This window comes from Simiduia curdlanivorans (genome assembly GCF_030409605.1).
Classification (GTDB): domain Bacteria; phylum Pseudomonadota; class Gammaproteobacteria; order Pseudomonadales; family Cellvibrionaceae; genus Simiduia; species Simiduia curdlanivorans.
The window spans coordinates 1,998,549-2,015,178 of record NZ_JAUFQG010000004.1 but is presented as its reverse complement, the minus strand read 5'-3'; the positions used below and the strand labels follow the sequence as shown (position 1 = coordinate 2,015,178).

Annotated in this window: 18 protein-coding genes; 4 read left to right on the top strand and 14 right to left on the bottom strand. The window is 52.0% G+C overall.

All coding sequences use genetic code 11. The annotated features are described in order from the left end of the window. Positions 1 to 11: 11 nt before the first annotated feature. On the top strand, positions 12 to 1,034 hold the full coding sequence (gene ilvC / locus QWY82_RS09005) for a ketol-acid reductoisomerase (RefSeq protein WP_290261538.1): 1,023 nt from the start codon (positions 12 to 14) through the stop codon (positions 1,032 to 1,034). A gap of 165 nt (positions 1,035 to 1,199) precedes the next feature. Here the strand turns inward: ilvC and QWY82_RS09000 are convergent, their stop codons facing one another. Continuing rightward, complete coding sequence (locus QWY82_RS09000; protein WP_290261536.1) at positions 1,200 to 1,817, bottom strand: Yip1 family protein; 618 nt, start codon at positions 1,815 to 1,817, stop codon at positions 1,200 to 1,202. 224 nt (positions 1,818 to 2,041) lie between these two features. On the opposite strand from QWY82_RS09000, the gene cysK reads away from it, so the two are divergent. Continuing rightward, a complete protein-coding gene (gene cysK, locus QWY82_RS08995; protein WP_290261534.1) occupies positions 2,042 to 3,010 on the top strand; it encodes a cysteine synthase A in 969 nt (322 codons plus the stop codon). 152 nt (positions 3,011 to 3,162) lie between these two features. On the opposite strand, the gene QWY82_RS08990 is transcribed toward cysK, so the two are convergent. From QWY82_RS08990 to QWY82_RS08950, 9 genes are all read right to left on the bottom strand, one after another. Continuing rightward, positions 3,163 to 3,990 (bottom strand): CvfB family protein, encoded by an 828-nt coding sequence (locus QWY82_RS08990; protein ID WP_290261532.1) that lies wholly within the window; start codon positions 3,988 to 3,990, stop codon positions 3,163 to 3,165. Between the two features lie 91 nt (positions 3,991 to 4,081). Beyond that, entirely contained in the window at positions 4,082 to 4,513 is a 432-nt protein-coding gene (locus QWY82_RS08985; RefSeq protein WP_290261529.1) for a ClpXP protease specificity-enhancing factor, read from the bottom strand. A gap of 79 nt (positions 4,514 to 4,592) precedes the next feature. Next, a complete protein-coding gene (locus QWY82_RS08980) occupies positions 4,593 to 5,234 on the bottom strand; it encodes a glutathione S-transferase N-terminal domain-containing protein (RefSeq protein WP_290261526.1) in 642 nt (213 codons plus the stop codon). Positions 5,235 to 5,317: 83 nt separating this feature from the next. After that, positions 5,318 to 7,372 (bottom strand): ubiquinol-cytochrome c reductase, encoded by a 2,055-nt coding sequence (locus QWY82_RS08975; RefSeq protein WP_290261523.1) that lies wholly within the window; start codon positions 7,370 to 7,372, stop codon positions 5,318 to 5,320. A gap of 3 nt (positions 7,373 to 7,375) precedes the next feature. Continuing rightward, positions 7,376 to 7,972: a ubiquinol-cytochrome c reductase iron-sulfur subunit gene (gene petA, locus QWY82_RS08970; protein ID WP_290261520.1), complete on the bottom strand. Its 597-nt coding sequence runs from the start codon at positions 7,970 to 7,972 to the stop codon at positions 7,376 to 7,378. A gap of 228 nt (positions 7,973 to 8,200) precedes the next feature. After that, the gene (gene rpsI, locus QWY82_RS08965) at positions 8,201 to 8,593 is read right to left on the bottom strand and encodes a 30S ribosomal protein S9 (RefSeq protein WP_290261517.1); all 393 of its coding nucleotides are present in this window, start codon (positions 8,591 to 8,593) and stop codon (positions 8,201 to 8,203) included. Positions 8,594 to 8,604: 11 nt separating this feature from the next. After that, the gene (gene rplM, locus QWY82_RS08960) at positions 8,605 to 9,033 is read right to left on the bottom strand and encodes a 50S ribosomal protein L13 (protein WP_290261515.1); all 429 of its coding nucleotides are present in this window, start codon (positions 9,031 to 9,033) and stop codon (positions 8,605 to 8,607) included. A gap of 142 nt (positions 9,034 to 9,175) precedes the next feature. Further along, entirely contained in the window at positions 9,176 to 10,288 is a 1,113-nt protein-coding gene (zapE, locus tag QWY82_RS08955; RefSeq protein WP_290261513.1) for a cell division protein ZapE, read from the bottom strand. After that, complete coding sequence (locus QWY82_RS08950) at positions 10,288 to 10,962, bottom strand: alpha/beta hydrolase (protein WP_290261510.1); 675 nt, start codon at positions 10,960 to 10,962, stop codon at positions 10,288 to 10,290. Before QWY82_RS08950 ends, zapE begins: the two co-directional genes overlap by 1 nt. Before the next feature lie 202 nt (positions 10,963 to 11,164). On the opposite strand from QWY82_RS08950, the gene QWY82_RS08945 reads away from it, so the two are divergent. Continuing rightward, positions 11,165 to 11,644, top strand: a complete 480-nt coding sequence (locus QWY82_RS08945; protein ID WP_290261508.1) for a Z-ring associated ZapG family protein — start codon at positions 11,165 to 11,167, stop codon at positions 11,642 to 11,644. Between the two features lie 229 nt (positions 11,645 to 11,873). Next, on the top strand, positions 11,874 to 13,007 hold the full coding sequence (locus QWY82_RS08940; RefSeq protein ID WP_290261506.1) for a trypsin-like peptidase domain-containing protein: 1,134 nt from the start codon (positions 11,874 to 11,876) through the stop codon (positions 13,005 to 13,007). 15 nt (positions 13,008 to 13,022) lie between these two features. Here the strand turns inward: QWY82_RS08940 and hisD are convergent, their stop codons facing one another. The 4 genes from hisD to QWY82_RS08920 form a co-directional block, all read right to left on the bottom strand. Beyond that, positions 13,023 to 14,321: a histidinol dehydrogenase gene (hisD, locus tag QWY82_RS08935; RefSeq protein ID WP_290261505.1), complete on the bottom strand. Its 1,299-nt coding sequence runs from the start codon at positions 14,319 to 14,321 to the stop codon at positions 13,023 to 13,025. A gap of 19 nt (positions 14,322 to 14,340) precedes the next feature. Next, entirely contained in the window at positions 14,341 to 14,970 is a 630-nt protein-coding gene (hisG, locus tag QWY82_RS08930; RefSeq protein WP_290261503.1) for an ATP phosphoribosyltransferase, read from the bottom strand. Then, positions 14,970 to 16,232 carry a UDP-N-acetylglucosamine 1-carboxyvinyltransferase gene (gene murA, locus QWY82_RS08925; protein ID WP_290261499.1) on the bottom strand — a complete coding sequence of 421 codons (1,263 nt, stop codon included), beginning with the start codon at positions 16,230 to 16,232 and terminating at the stop codon, positions 14,970 to 14,972. The genes hisG and murA overlap by 1 nt, the downstream gene beginning before the upstream one ends. Positions 16,233 to 16,307: 75 nt before the next feature. Next, a complete protein-coding gene (locus QWY82_RS08920; RefSeq protein WP_290261497.1) occupies positions 16,308 to 16,538 on the bottom strand; it encodes a BolA family protein in 231 nt (76 codons plus the stop codon). Positions 16,539 to 16,630: the final 92 nt, after the last annotated feature.

Genomic DNA, 16,630 nt, shown 5'->3' with positions numbered 1-16,630 from the left:
AGGATTTAATCATGCAAGTTTACTACGACAAAGATTGCGACCTTTCTATCATCAAAGGTAAAAACGTTGCCATCGTGGGTTACGGCTCACAAGGTCACGCGCACGCACAAAACTTAAAAGATTCAGGCGTTGCCAACGTAGTAGTGGCTCTGCGTAAAGGCTCGGCGAACTGGAAAAAAGCTGAAAAAGCCGGTCTCAAGGTTGCTGAAATTGCCGACGCGGTAAAAGATGCCGACGTCACCATGATTCTGTGCCCAGACGAGCACCAAGCCGCGATCTACGCAAAGGATATCGCGCCGCATTTGAAGTCTGGCTCGGCATTGGCATTCGCCCACGGCTTGAACATCCACTTTCAGTTGATTCAGCCGCCGGCCGATGTCGACGTCATCATGATCGCGCCTAAGGGCCCTGGCCACACAGTGCGCTCTACTTACATGGAAGGCGGCGGTGTTCCGACCCTGATCGCGATTTACCAAGATGCAACCGGCAAGGCGAAAGACACAGCGCTGTCTTACGCCTCAGCCAATGGCGGCGGCCGCTCAGGTATTATCGAAACTAACTTCCGCGAAGAAACTGAAACCGATTTGTTCGGTGAGCAGGCTGTGCTTTGTGGTGGCGCATCAGCACTGGTTGAAGCCGGTTTCGAAACCTTAGTTGAAGCGGGCTACGCGCCAGAAATGGCTTACTTCGAATGTTTGCACGAATTAAAACTGATTGTAGATCTGATGTACCAAGGCGGCATTGCCGACATGCGTTACTCTATCTCCAACACAGCTGAATATGGCGATTACGCGACTGGCCCACGCATCATTACCGCAGAAACTAAAGCTGAAATGAAGCGCGTACTGACCGACATTCAAGAAGGTCGCTTTGTTCGCGACTTCATTCTGGAATGCCAAGCCGGTTATCCAGTGATGAAAGCCAAGCGTCGTATTTCTAGCGAGCATGGTATCGAGCAAGTAGGTAGCAAACTGCGCGCGATGATGCCTTGGATCAAAGCCAACAAGATCATCGACCGTTCTGAGAATAATTAAAGCAGTGGACAGTAAACAGGAAAAGCACAGCGAACGCGCCTTAAGCTGTAAGCTGTAAGCTGTAAGCTGTAAGCTGTAAGCTGTAAGCTGTAAGCTGTAAGCAAGCTTAAAAAAATGCCCCGCAATTGCGGGGCATTTTTTGTCTGAAACATTTAAAAAGTTAGGTCAATCTACGTAAACGGGACCAATGCCCATGCCCCAAACAATCACTGTGCCAACGCGCACAATCACCAGCATCACTAACCCAACAGTCACGACCGACGTGGCGTACATAAATGCGCGCTCTTTATCGATATTCATCAGAATGGGGATGCCTTCATAGACAAGATAAACGGCATAACAGCCGGCTAAGATAGTCGCCACCGCATTCAACCACAACTCGGGGTAGATACCCGCTATACCGGCCAGAAATACCGGGGTTGTGATGTAAACGGCCAAGGCAGTACCTTCGTAGTGGCGCTTCTCGGCAGAATCTGTCACGCCGTAAGTTTTCGCCATCCAATTAATAAATTCGCCCAGTACATAAACGCCTACCATCAAGGCAATATAGGTCATAATGCACAGCGACAAAGCGGACTCAACGGTGAGTTTCACCACATCGCCATCGCCAATGGTCCAACCTACTTGGGTGACGCCGATAAATGCCGCCACTGGCGGGATGAGTGCCAAAATGGGCACATGGCTAAAAAATACCTGAGCAAATGAGTGACGTTCGTTTCGAATTGCTTTCCACTCTTGATCGGGATGAAGCAAAATACCTAAAGTGTGCTCCAACAGGGCCATAAAGCCTCCTTCTATAATTATTTTGGTTGCACGTCCGAGCGCTTAGTTAAGCCGAGAATTTATCGACGGCAGCAACCGTGTGCAGCCTCAGTATTATTGAGGCTAGGTTGATAAACCAATAAGAATTCGCTATGTAAATAGTCGTTATAATGCTGTGATGATATATAGAAATTAGCCACCAACTGAATACGCAGCCCCATCCACGCTATACAAGGACAGTCAAAATGTCGAATATTTACCAAGACAACTCCCAAACTATCGGCAAAACCCCCCTAGTTAAACTCAATAACCTGAGCCCCCATAACATCTTGGCCAAAGTAGAATCGCGCAACCCTGCCGCCTCGGTAAAGTGCCGCATCGGCGCCAACATGATTTGGGAGGCCGAAAAACAGGGCCTACTGAAACCAGGCATGACCGTGGTAGAACCCACCAGCGGCAACACCGGCATCGCCCTCGCCTACGTCTGCGCCGCGAGAGGCTACAAACTTATTCTGACTATGCCCAACACCATGAGCTTAGAGCGGCGCCAGCTCATTAAAGCCTTGGGTGCGGAGCTGGTACTGACACCAGGTGAAAAAGGCATGAAAGGCGCGATAGAGAAGGCTGCGGAGATTGTTGCCGCCGACACGGTAGCCCACTTCGCACCACAGCAGTTTTCCAACCCCGCTAACCCCGCCATTCATGAAGCCACCACTGGGCCGGAGATTTGGCAGGATACTGACGGAGACATCGACATTTTGGTCGCTGGCGTCGGTACCGGCGGAACCATTAGTGGCATCTCGCGCTACATCAAACACACCCAAGGTAAGGCTATCCAATCTATCGCCGTAGAGCCGACCAGTTCGCCAGTGATTAGCCAAGCCAGAGCCGGTCAAACCCTCGCCCCAGCGCCACACAAAATCCAAGGTATTGGCGCTGGCTTTATCCCGGACAACTTAGACTTAAGCTTGGTGGACGCCACAGCACTCGTGAGTAACGAAGACGCCATCGCGATGGCACACAGACTAATGAAGGAAGAGGGTATACTCGCGGGCATTTCCTCGGGCGCCGCCGTAGCCGCGGCTATCAAAGTGGCTGAACAGCCAGAAAATGCGGGCAAAACCATTGTGGTAATACTGCCCGACTCAGGCGAGCGCTATTTATCGAGCGCATTATTTGCCGGTATGTTCACCGAGGCAGAAACGAAGCAATAGGTACTTAGGCGGCTTCAATCACTCGAAGCCGCCCTGTTTTTATAAGTAGGGGTGTGGGGGACCGAAATGCTGAACCAGCGCCCGGCTTGTAGCTTGTAGCTTGTAGCTTGCGGCTTGCGGCTTGCGGCTTGTAGCTTCACCCAAAGAGTGCCCTACTTTCGACGAATACCTCCGTCTTCCAAATCGATGATGCCCTGCTTATAAAGATGGCCAATCGTGCGCTTAAAAGACGCTTTACTCATCGCGAATGCGCGCTTTATTTGCTCCGGCGAGGACTTATCGTGCAGCGGAGCAAAGCCGTTATTACTGTCTAGATATTTTAGTATCACCTGAGCGTGACTGTCGCCCTGCTCCTGACTGCTGCGCAAGCTCAAGTCTATTTTACCGTCGGGCCTAACCCGCTTAATGAAGCCTTTAATGGGCTGACCAAAACTGAGCCGCTGAAACACCTCGTCGCTAAACAAAACCCCCCAATGGCTATGGTTAACAATCGCTTTAAAGCCGAGGTCGGTACTGTTGGCAATGATCAAATCCACCGGCTGGCCAGCCTTGAAGTAAGGCTGTTTCTTATCGAGGAACTTGTCAACTTTAGAACTGGCCGTTAATCGCCCGTCGTGCGGGTTAAGGTAGATATACACCAAATAAGACTTGCCCTCCTCCATCGGCCGCTGCTGCTCGCCAAAGGGGACGAGAAGATCCTTACCCAAACCCCAATCCAAAAAGGCGCCAAACTTAGTAATTGAATTGACCTTTAAGCAGGCAAACTGCCCCACCACAGCCTTAGGTGTTTCGGTGGTAGCCACGGGGCGATCTTCCGAGTCCATGTGCAAAAAAACGCGGACGAAATCGCCAACCTTTAGCCCCTCGGTCACGTAGCGCCTAGGGAGCAGCACTTCACCTAAATCACCTGCGCCCAAAAAGGCGCCAAAATCGGATAGTCGCTGCACCGGCAAGGTGTGAAACTGACCTAGTTGAATCATATCTACTCTCGAATAAATTATCGGTACAGCCTTGCTACACCTTACAAAACCACAGCATAAAAAAAGGGGCTAAAGCCCCCTTTTTACCGGATTATTTTACCACCCTTAGGCTGGGCCTGGCGGCAATCGGCGTCGGCGGTTTCGCCGCTTTGGGTTTAACCACTTGAGGCTTCTTACTGGGCTCAGGCGGCGTCGGCTCGGGCTCTAGCTCCGGCTCAAAGACCATGCCCTGGCCATTTTCGCGGGCATAAATCCCCAGCACAGCGCGACTCGGAACATAGATATCTGTGGGGATACCGCCGAAGCGCGCGTTAAATGTAATGGCTTGGTTTTCTAAACTAAGCCCCATAACAGCCGAGGGCGCGATATTTAATACGATCTGCCCCTCTTTATTGACGTGCTGTTGCGGCACTTCCACATCGGAGGCGTGGGCATCAACTAAAATATACGGCGTGCAGTTATTATCCACTATCCACTCATACAAGGCCCGAATCATGTAAGGGCGGCTTGATGTCATAGCCATGGGGCAGCAGCTCCTATCGGGTTGAATGATACATACTACATTAACGGGTTAGATATGCTAACTATCTAACCCGGCTGACTCACTTCTTGAACGGACGCATTTCCTTTTCAAGCTCGGTTAAGCTTTCACGGAAAGATTCGCGCACAAATAAACGATCCATATAGTCAAACAAAGGTTTAGTCGCCTTAGTCTGCGGAATGTTAATTTCTAACGAATCTAAACGCCAAAAAATCGGTGCCAAACAGCAGTCGACCAAGGTGAATTCTTCACTCATGAAAAACGGCATTTCAGAAAATATTGGCGCGATAGCGGTAAAGCTTTCACGCAACTCTTTGCGCGCTTTAGTGACCGCATCTTTGTTTTTATTTTCTAAGATAGTATCGATCAAAGGGCACCAGTCGCGCTCGATGCGGTACATCCACAAGCGGCTTTGAGCCCGGGCAACAGGATAAACCGGTAATAGTGGCGGGTGCGGGAAGCGCTCGTCCAAATACTCCATCATCACTTTCGTTTCATACAGAGCAAGATCGCGATCCACCAGGGTGGGCAACGAGTTGTAGGGGTTCAAATCCGCCAATTCAGCGGGCTTTGCCTCTGGATCTATATCTTCTACGTCTACGGTTACTCCCTTTTCCGCGAGCACAATACGCACTCGGTGACTGTAATGGTCACGAGCATCGGAAAAATAGGTCATAGATGATCGCTTCGCGACAGCACCCATTGGTTTCACCTCAATTTTAGTCTAATCAATAATAAACAAAGGCGGCACTGCGTTGCCACAGGCCGCCCGAACATGCAATTCAATCAGTGAATGTCTTTCCAATACTCACGGTTTAGCAAGTAAGTGAAAACAAACAGCACTAACAAAAACAACAATACATAGATACCAATGCGCTCGCGATCAAGCGCATAGGGCTCGGCAATATACTCTAAAAAGTTAACCAGATCATAAATTGCCTGATCAAACTCCTCAGCATTCATGCTGCCCTTGTTCTCGCCTACCTTTAAACTTCCGCACGGATCATCGGCAATCACCGCACCGGTCACAGGGTCGCGCACTGGGCGGCCATTTTCAAAATGCGGGCCAGGCGCACATTCGGCCAAACCTTGCAGCTCGAGCATGGCATGGGGCATAGCGACTTTATCGAATACGCGGTTGTTGACACCGGTAGGACGGGTGTCATCTTTGTAGAAATTACGCAAATAGGTATAAAGCCACTCTGGGTTGCGCGCCCGCGCCACCAAGGTTAGGTCTGGCGGTGTAGCACCAAACCACGCTTTCGATTTGGCGGGCTCCATGGGAATAGTCATCAGTTCGCCAATACGACGATCGCCAAATACCATGTTATCCATCATCACGTCGTGTGGAATACCTAGATCATCGGCAACCCGACCAAAGCGCGAAAAACTTGCCGCGTGACAGCCCATGCAATAGTTGGTGAACAACATGGCACCGCGCTGCAGCGACTCTTTATTTTCGAGATCGGGCACCATCACATCGCACTCAATGGCACCACAGGCATAGGCCGTTTCAGCACCGACAGCTTTGATCGGAATAACCGTTAGCGCAACGAACAACAGCAAGCCACCCCAAACCATACCCGCGCCAAGGCCTTTGGCTTGTGTGCGCGTCGGCTCAGGCAGGCACTTCTCGCGCTTGGTCCAGAACGGCATGCCAATAAAGTAGGCAAAGTAAATCACCGTGCAAACTTGTGCCAGAATAGTACGACCTTCGGTTGGCGCCTTAACGCCGAGGTAACCCAGGATAACGAAAGATGCCGCAAACACCATTAGCGCAACACGGCTAAAGTTGCCCTTGTAACGCATGGACTTGACGGGGCTCTTGTCGAGCCAAGGCAAGACAAACAAAATCGCAATGGCAGCACCCATGGCAATCAGGCCTAGAAACTTAGAGCTCAAGGGGCCGATATCGAAGGTCACTGCGCGTAAAATTGCGTAGAAAGGCGTGAAATACCAGACCGGCGCAATGTGCGGCGGGGTCTTCAGGTTATTGGCTTCTTCAAAGTTAGCGTACTCCAAAAAGAAGCCGCCCATTTCAGGCATGAAGAAAATCACAAAACAGAAGGCAAACAAGAAGACGGTTACACCAACCAAATCGTGCACGGTATAGAAGGGGTGGAAAGCCACGCCATCCAGTGGAATACCGTTTTCGTCTTTGGTCTTTTTAATCTCAACGCCATCGGGGTTGTTAGAACCCACTTCGTGCAACGCCAAAATATGCAACACCACCAGCGCCAGCAACACGATAGGCAGAGCCACAACGTGTAATGCGAAGAAGCGGTTCAGGGTGATACCAGAGATCAAATAATCGCCGCGAATCCACTGCACCAAGTCGTCGCCAACCACGGGGATAGCACCGAACAGCGATACAATAACCTGTGCACCCCAATAGGACATCTGGCCCCAAGGCAACACATAGCCCATGAACGCTTCGGCCATTAGCGCAACATAAATGGTCATACCGAAAATCCACACCAGCTCGCGGGGTGCCTTGTACGAACCGTACATAAGACCGCGGAACATGTGCAGATAAACCACCAAGAAAAACGCCGATGCACCCGTGGAGTGCATGTAGCGAATAATCCAACCAAAGTCCACGTCGCGCATGATGTACTCGACCGACGCGAATGCACCTTCAGCGGTAGGGGTGTAACTCATGGTCAACCAAATGCCGGTCAACAACTGGTTAACTAAAACCAGAATCGACAGAACACCGAAGAAATACCAAAAGTTGAAGTTCTTAGGGGCATAGTACTTCGCCATGTGGGTATCCCACGCGCGAGTTACCGGTAGACGTGCGTCAACCCAACCCAATAGACCTGTGAGCCAATTCGTCATGCCTTATGCCTCCTGATCTACGCCGACCAAAATAACGGCGTCGGACTCATAACTGTGAGGGGGAACTTCCAAGTTGATTGGTGCAGGCACGCCTTTGAATACGCGACCAGCCAAATCGAATTTAGAACCGTGACAGGGACAGAAGAAGCCACCCAACCACTCGCTACCGCCCAAATCTTGGGCGCCAACGTCTGGGCGATACATAGGCGCACAACCCAGGTGGGTACACAGACCTAGCAATACGAGGTATTCAGGCTTGATGGAGCGATATTCATTTTTTGCGTAAGCCGGCTGCTGCTTTTCTTCTGCGGAGTCGGGATCGCGCAGGCTATCAGCCATGGCACCCAGCGAGCTCAGAGTTTCCTCTGTGCGGCGAACGATATACACAGGCTTACCGCGCCACTCAACCACGATCATTTGGCCGGGTTCTAATTTAGAGACATTGGCCCGCACAGGTGCACCGGCCGCTTTGGCTTTAGCACTTGGGTTCCAAGATCCTACAAACGGTACCGCTACACCTACAGCGCCCACAGCGCCTACTACGGAGGTAGCTGCTGTCAGAAAACGACGACGCCCCTCGTTTACACCGTCATTGGTCATGACGTTTCTCTCCCATCACAGCTACAAGAGCCAGTAAATGACTGAAATAAAAAGAAATAGCGAGAATTTCTGCACCCCAAAAAGTCGCACAATCTTAATGAAAATGACCACAACTGACAAGGATAACCACAGTTCATGCCTCGATTTGGACAAAATGGGTGCTTTTGAAACAAAAAAGGCGCGCCTTTGAGGGCACGCCTTTCGAGTCCGCCTGTAAAAGGCTGCGAATTAACGCTTGGAGAACTGTGGCTTCTTACGTGCTTTACGCAAGCCCACTTTCTTACGTTCAACTTCACGCGAATCGCGAGTTACATAACCCGCTTCACGCAAGCTTGGACGCAAGGCTTCGTCATAGGCCATCAACGCACGGGTTAAACCGTGACGGATTGCACCCGCTTGACCGAAGCTACCACCACCTTTTACGGTAACGGTGACGTCGAACTTTGCAACATTGTCAGTCAGCTCAAGTGGTTGACGAACAATCATACGAGCCACTTCACGACCAAAGTAAGCGTCCAAAGTACGCTCATTGATGGTGATGTTGCCACTGCCAGCCTTAATGAAAACGCGAGCAGTTGAGGTCTTGCGGCGACCGGTACCGTAATATTGAGTATCTGCCATTTTCAGCTTCCTTAGATATTCAGTTCTTTAGGTTGCTGTGCAGTGTGCGGGTGAGCACTACCAGCGTACACTTTCAGCTTGCGGAACATGGCGCGTCCCAGAGGGCCTTTGGGTAACATACCCTTAACAGCACTCTGAATAATGCGCTCGGGGGCATGAGCAAGAAGCTTTTCAAAGCTCATTGTCTTCAAACCACCAGGAAACTCGGTGTGACGGTGATACATCTTGTCCGTCGTCTTGTTTCCAGTAACACGCACTTTATCTGCGTTGACTACAACGATGTAGTCGCCAGTGTCCACATGCGGGGTGTACTCAGGCTTGTGCTTGCCACGCAAACGACTAGCGATCTCGGTAGCCATGCGGCCTAGAGTCTTGCCATCAGCATCGACAATGAACCAGTCGCGCTGGACTGTTTCGGGTTTAGCACTGTATGTCTTCATGTTATATAGCCTTGAACGAGGGTCTTCCCACAAAAAGAGCGCGCATACTACAGAGTAGCGCGCGGTAATTCAAGCGCTTTGATTGGCTTTTATCGCGAATCATAACGCCCACCCTAACGGCATAGGGATAGCGCCAATGCCGTTAAGGCTTATGCGGCCGCGCTAGATATTCGCGGCTTTGCATCTCCAGCAACCGGCTACTGGTGCGCTCGAACTCGAAGCTCAAGCGACCACCGGCATAGAGCTCGGTTAACGGCACGGCGGCCGATATCACCAATTTTACGCTACGATCGTAAAATTCATCCACCATATTCACGAAGCGCCGCGCTTGATCGTCCTTCTGCCCACCCAAAACCGGCACATTGGTCACCAGCACCGCATGGTAAATACGCGCAAGCTCTATGTAGTCGTTCTGCGAGCGAGGGCCGTCGCAAAGGGTATCAAAATCAAACCAAGCCACATCTTCAGCCTCGAAGCGCGCGTGTATGATACGCCCCTCCACCTCCAGTGCCACATCGGCCTCGATTTCCTCAATATCCGGCACCAAGGCCTCAAAGTTTTCGCGCATGGCGGCTTCTGCGGGCGCGCCAAGCGGCGAGTGATAAAGCGCCGCCTGCTCCAACGCCCGCAGGCGATAATCCACCCCACCATCGACGTTAACCACCAGCGTGTGCTGATTCAGCAACGCAATGGCGGGCAGGAATCGGGCCCGCTGTAAACCGTTTTTATAAAGGCCATCGGGAACGATATTCGAGGTCGCCACCAAGGCCACACCGCGAGCAAACAACGCCTCGAGCAAGGTGCCCAGAATCATGGCATCGGTGATATCGCTGACGAAGAACTCATCGAAACAGACGATGCGGGTTTCGCTAGCCAGCCGATCGGCCACTTTATCAAGCGGATTCGCCTGCCCTTCCAACGCCGTTAACTCCTGATGAACTCGACGCATAAACCGGTGGAAGTGCACCCGCATTTTATTATCGAAGGGCAAGGAGTCGTAAAAAACATCCATCAAATAGGTTTTGCCACGCCCTACGCCACCCCAAAAATACAAACCCTTTTCTGGCGTTTTATCCGGCTTAGCAAACCAGTGGGTCAATCGCATCCAGACAGAGTCTGCGGGCTTTGGGGCTGCCAAGCGATCATATAAATCTTGCAACAGCACAATCGCCTGCTGTTGCGCGGCGTCGGGTTTAAAGCCCAGGTGAGTGATATCGTGGGCATAGCGCTGTAGCGGTGTCAGGTCTCTAATCATCAGGCCTCTCCACCAGCAGACGCACCATGGCCAATCCCCGCTAGCTGCTGTACCAACCAGTCTTTCAACTCGGTAAGCCGGCCGTGAAAAAAGTGGCCCGTTTCAGGGATAACGAGTAGCTGCTTTGCGCCACTCAAGCCATCAAACCAGCGCCTCATACCCGCCACATCAACCAACTCGTCTTGCTCGCCAATGGCAACAGCTACGGGCTGAGAAAAAGCCCCACTCTTATCATAGGCGTAACGCTCTACTGGCGGCGCCACCAAGATCAGGTGCGCAGCTGGAACCGCAAAACTTGCCGCCGCGGCGATGGCAGAACCAAAGGAAAAGCCGGCCAGCAAAAGTGTTGATGCCGGCAGCTGCTTTTGCGCCCAGCCACAGACCGCCAACAGATCGTCTAGCTCTCCACGCCCCTGATCAAAGGCGCCCTGACTTTGGCCAACGCCCCTGAAATTAAAACGCACCGAATCTATGCCCAATTGCCGATAGGCCCGCGCCAAGGTCGACACCACCTTATTGCTCATACTGCCGCCATGCACTGGGTGAGGGTGCGCAATCACGGCAAAATAATTGGCGCCGCGCAGAGCACCTTCATCGTCGCCCCTCTGGGTGAGTAGCTCGACATCTCCCGCGGGTCCTTCGATCAATAATGTAGTTTCTTTTAGGTTAAACAAGGGCGTCAGCCTTCTGCAAATTTCTAAAGTGACTGTCGATATACGAACATTTTGCTCTAAGATTGTGATCCATTCAGATCAATAACAGCATATAATGTAGGCGTGAATTGCTCGATAGAGCAATTCGGCGCGCATTATGGCATGGAGGACCGCGCGCTTTAAGCCGTAAGTTGTAAATTTGGCACCCAGAAGGAGAGCCCCTTTGTTTTCGCTTAGCACTTTAATCCTGACCGTTTTGACCTGTTTAATCTGTGGCGGCGTGGTGGGCGCGTTTCTCATGTTCGCACTGCGCCCACAAGAAAAAATTAATCGCGAGCTCGAAGCTCAGCTTTTAGAATCGGAAGCCAAGCTGCGAGACTACCAACACGAGGTGACGCAGCACTTTGTCGACACGTCACAACTAATCAACAACCTGACTCGCTCTTACCGAGACGTGCACGAACATCTGGCATCTTCAGCCTTAAAGCTAGGTAATGCCGACATTAGTCGACAAATAGCGCAAGCAGCCGATGGTAAATTACTCGAGCAAAGTGCCAATCTGGATGCTGACGGCAATTACAAAGCACCTACCGACTGGGCGCCCAAAAAACCTGGCAAACATGGCATATTGAGCGAAGAATTTGGCTTAAACGATGACGCAAGCGCCGAAGACGAAGAGCTGATATTAAACAGCAGAGCATGACCAGAGAGGGCACTAAGGTGCCCTTTTTTATACACACCCGCGTAGGCATTCGCAGCCGCGAAAAATAAACCCGTACCACAACTCACACCAATCGCGGCAGGTATATGGCGCACAGGTAAGCGGCATACACACAGCAAACCGAAAACCAAACGGCTTTTATTGACTGCGGCGCACAACCTTTCACTAACGCAATACTCTATAATGAAGCGCTTTAACCGCAAATGCAGGCATGACTTTGAAAAAAATATTCGATTACTTGGCATGGCCAGTTGCTTGCGGCCTACTTATCGCCCTCTTTTTTCTGGTTTTCTCAAAACAGATCACTCCCCTGCTAAGCCCAGCACTCGCCAATGTCACGAATAATTTGCCTGGTACTGGGCCAGTGTCTTATGCCGATGCGGTTAAAAAGACGGCGCCCGCTGTGGTCAATATTTTTACCCAGCGCCGAGTGGCAAACCAAACCAACCCGCTGGTAAACGACCCGCTATTTCGCCACTTCTACAACAATTCCAACATCCCCCAGCAAGAGCGCCTGCAGTCGTCGCTGGGTTCGGGCGTTATCATGAATCCTGAGGGCTACATCTTAACCAACCACCACGTTATCAATGGCGCCGATCAAATAGTGGCGCTGCTAACCGACGGCCGAGAGGCACAGGCACGCGTTATTGGCACAGACCCAGATACGGATCTGGCAGTGTTAAAAATTAACCTAGACAATCTCCAAGCCATTCCCATTGGCGACCCTAGCAAGGCGCGAGTGGGCGATGTGGTACTGGCCATCGGCAACCCTTTTGGCGTTGGCCAAACAGTAACACAGGGCATTATTAGCGCTGTTGGCCGTTACGGCTTAGGCATCAACACCTTCGAGAACTACCTCCAAACCGACGCCGCCATCAACCCCGGCAACTCCGGTGGCGCATTAATTGACGCGCGCGGAAATTTAATCGGTATCAACACGGCGATTCTCGATAAAACCGGCTTTTCCGTGGGTATTAGCTTCGCCGTGCCCATCGACATGGCGCTGCGAACACTGAAAGACATCGCCGAACACGGCAACGTTATACGCGGCTGGATTGGGGTTGAAGCGCAAAAAATGACGCCGCAACTGGCCAGAAACCTCGGCTTGGATATCAACCTCGGCGTCATAGTTACCGCGGTGTATAAAGAAAGTCCCGCCTACAAGGTAGGGATAAGACCTGGCGATATCATTACCGACCTGAATGGCATAGCGCTGGGCGACGGCCGTAAAGGGGTGCAATTTATTGAACAAAGCCGCCCCGGCGACAGCATCACCTTGGGCATACAGCGCGGCCTGCAGAAAACCGAGGTGAAGCTTGTGATGGCGGCGCAACCGAGTCGCTAACCGCCTCTACCAGCGTTACTTATCGAGGATTCGATATTCAGCCGAGCGCGCGTGCGCCTCTAAGGACTCGCCGCGCGCTAACACGCTGGCACACTTACCCAGCTCGCTAGCGCCCTGGGGCGAGCAATAGATCAAGCTCGAGCGCTTTTGAAAATCGTACACCCCCAAGGGCGAGGAAAATCGGGCCGTACCCGAGGTTGGCAAAACATGATTCGGACCGGCGCAGTAATCACCTAAGGCCTCAGCCGTGTAACGCCCCATAAATATCGCCCCAGCATGACGAATACTCGGCAGCCAACGCTCTGGCTCATCAACCGACAACTCCAAGTGCTCTGGCGCAATTCGGTTAGATAAGGCCATCGCCTGCTCTAGGGACTCAACCAGAATTAACGCCCCGCGCCCGTGCAGCGACTTTGCAGCAATCGCTTGGCGATCCAAAGTCGGCAATAAGCGCGCAATGGATGCCTTTACAGCTTGCAGAAAAGCGGCGTCGGGGGAAATTAAAATGGCCTGCGCCAGCTCGTCGTGCTCGGCCTGACTAAACAGGTCCATGGCAATCCAATCCGGGTCTGTATGACCATCGCAAATCACCAGAATTTCGGACGGGCCCGCGATCATATCGATGGCAACGGCACCAAATACCGCGCGCTTAGCAGTGGCCACAAAAATATTGCCCGGGCCGACGATTTTATCCACCTTGGGGATGGTCGCCGTGCCGTAGGCTAAGGCGGCCACTGCCTGGGCACCGCCAATGGTAAATACCCGATCGACACCGGCAATGTGCGCCGCGGCTAGCACGAGAGGATTTATTTCGCCCTTGGGCGCCGGCACCACCATGATAATTTCATCGACACCCGCCACTTTGGCGGGAATCGCATTCATTAACACCGACGAGGGATACACGGCCTTGCCGCCAGGTACATAAATACCCACCCGCTCCATAGCGGTAATTTGTTGACCTAGAATCGTGCCATTGCTTTCTTGATACTGCCAGCTCGCCTGCAGCTGGCGCTGGTGATAAACCCGCACCCGCTCGGCGGCCAACAAGAGTGCATCGCGCTTATCCGCGTGCAGCCCGTCAAAGGCCGCCAACAATCGGTCTGCACTCACTTCTAGCTCGGCCATCGCCGACACAGAGAGTTGATCAAACTGCGCTGTAAAACGCAGCACCGCCGCATCGCCGTCGGCGCGCACCGCTTGCAAAATCTGTTTTACCGTTTGCTCTACCTGCTCACCGGTATCGGTTTCAAAGGCGAGTAACTGCGCAAGCTGCTGATCAAAGTTGGCATCGCGACTGGAGAGTTCGGAAATCATGTTTATAAACTTTTAAAAATTAACCCACGATCGCCGCAGCGATATCATCAATAATGCGCTGAATGCGCGCATGCTTCATCTTCATTGAGGCTTTGTTCACGATCAAACGCGAACTGATATCGGCAATGTGATCGCGCGACTCTAAACCATTTGCCTTCAAAGTGTTGCCGGTGTCGACGATGTCGACAATTTCATCTGCCAAATTCATCAGCGGCGCCAACTCCATGCCACCATATAACTTGATGATATCCGCCTGCCGGCCCTGCGCAGCGTAATAGCGCTTTGCCACATTGACGTATTTGGTTGCCACTTTTAAACGACCTGCAGGAGCCTTCGCACCTTTGATCGCCGCGGTCATTAAACTGCACTTAGCAATTTTTAAATCCAGCAACTCGTAAAGACCATCGGCGCCGTTCTCCAGCAAGGTATCTTTGCCCGACACGCCCATGTCCGCAGCGCCAAACTGCACATAGGTGGGCACATCCGATCCGCGCAATACCACCAAACTGATATCGGCTTGATTGGTGCCGAAAATCAGCTTCCGAGATTTACTGATATCTTCCTCGGGCTCGATACCCGCGGCCGCCAACAGGGGCAAGGTCTCTTCGAGAATGCGCCCTTTGGTTAGCGCTATCGTTAATTTATTCATTAACCGGGCACCCTTCTAATATCCGCGCCTAAAGACATTAATTTTTCTTCAATACATTCATAACCGCGATCGATGTGATAAATGCGATCGACCAAGGTATCGCCCTGGGCCACCAGGCCTGCGATAACCAGGCTTGCCGAGGCGCGCAAATCAGACGCCATCACCGGCGCCGCCTTTAACTGTGCAACACCGTTGATCACTGCCATATTGCCCTCCAGGGTAATATGGGCACCCATCCGGTTTAATTCGTGCACCTGAATCAAACGGTTTTCGAAAATGGTCTCGGTTACCATACCCACGCCTTCAGCAATGGCGTTCATGGCGGTAAACTGCGCCTGCATATCCGTGGGGAAAGCGGGATAGGGTGCGGTTTTTAGATTTACCGCTTTTGGTCGACGCCCCTTCATATCGAGCTCAATCCAATCCTCACCGCAGGTGATTTCTGCGCCAGCTTCCTCTAACTTTAAAATAACCGCCTCTAAAATATCGGCGCGAGTATCTTTTAATTTTACTTTTCCGCCCGTGGCTGCTGCTGCCACGAGATAGGTGCCGGTCTCGATACGGTCAGGCATTACCTTGTAAGTACAGCCGTGCAACTCTTCGACACCATCGATAACCAAGGTAGCCGTGCCTATGCCAGAAATTTTAGCCCCCATGGCCACCAAACACTGACACAGGTCAACAATTTCCGGTTCGCGCGCCGAGTTCTCCAGCACCGTGCGGCCCTCGGCCAGCGCTGCAGCCATGACGAGGTTTTCGGTACCGCCGACGGTGACGGTATCCATAAAGAAATGAGCGCCTTTCAAGCGACCGTCGCAGCGGGCGCGAATATAGCCTTCATCCACCTCGATGGTTGCACCCATGGCCTCAAGGCCGCGCAGGTGGATATCCACCGGACGACTCCCGATAGCGCAGCCGCCAGGGAAGGACACATTGGCCTCGCCGAAGCGCGACAACATGGGCCCAAGCACCAGAATCGAGGCGCGCATAGTGCGCACTAATTCATAGGGCGCGGTAAAGTCGGTCATGCCCTCGGTATTGGTTTCCACACACATTTTTTCGTCGATCGTAATGTCGACGCCCATGCAGCGCAGTAACGCCAACATAGTGGTAATGTCATTGAGGTGCGGCAAATTGCAAACATGCATAGGCCCCTTTGCCAGCAAAGTCGCGGCAAGAATGGGTAGGCCGGAGTTCTTGGCGCCAGAAATACGAATTTCGCCATTGAGGCGAGCGCCACCTTTGATTAACAATTTGTCCATGACACATCTCTATATTGGAACTAACGAAGAAAACATTGACTCAGCCTAGGGCAAAGGCTCAGGGCATAACGGGTACTAACCCGCTTCTGCTGGCGTCAAGGTTTGCATGTGCACAGCGTGAATAGCGCCGCTGGCAATTTGATCGGCCAACACTTTATACACTAACTGCTGCTTTTGAACTGGGCGCAGCCCTTCAAAAACGGCACTCACAACCTTAACGGTGACGTGACTGCCGTCCGAACTCACCTCGACTTGGCTACCCGCAATATTCGCCTCTAGCAGCGCTTTTATTTCACTCGGTTGCATTTACCACCTCAATTGTTCACTTTTCGACCATGAACCTCGAAATCAAAGGCCCAAAAACAAAAACACCCCCAATAAAGGGGGTGCCAAGTTTA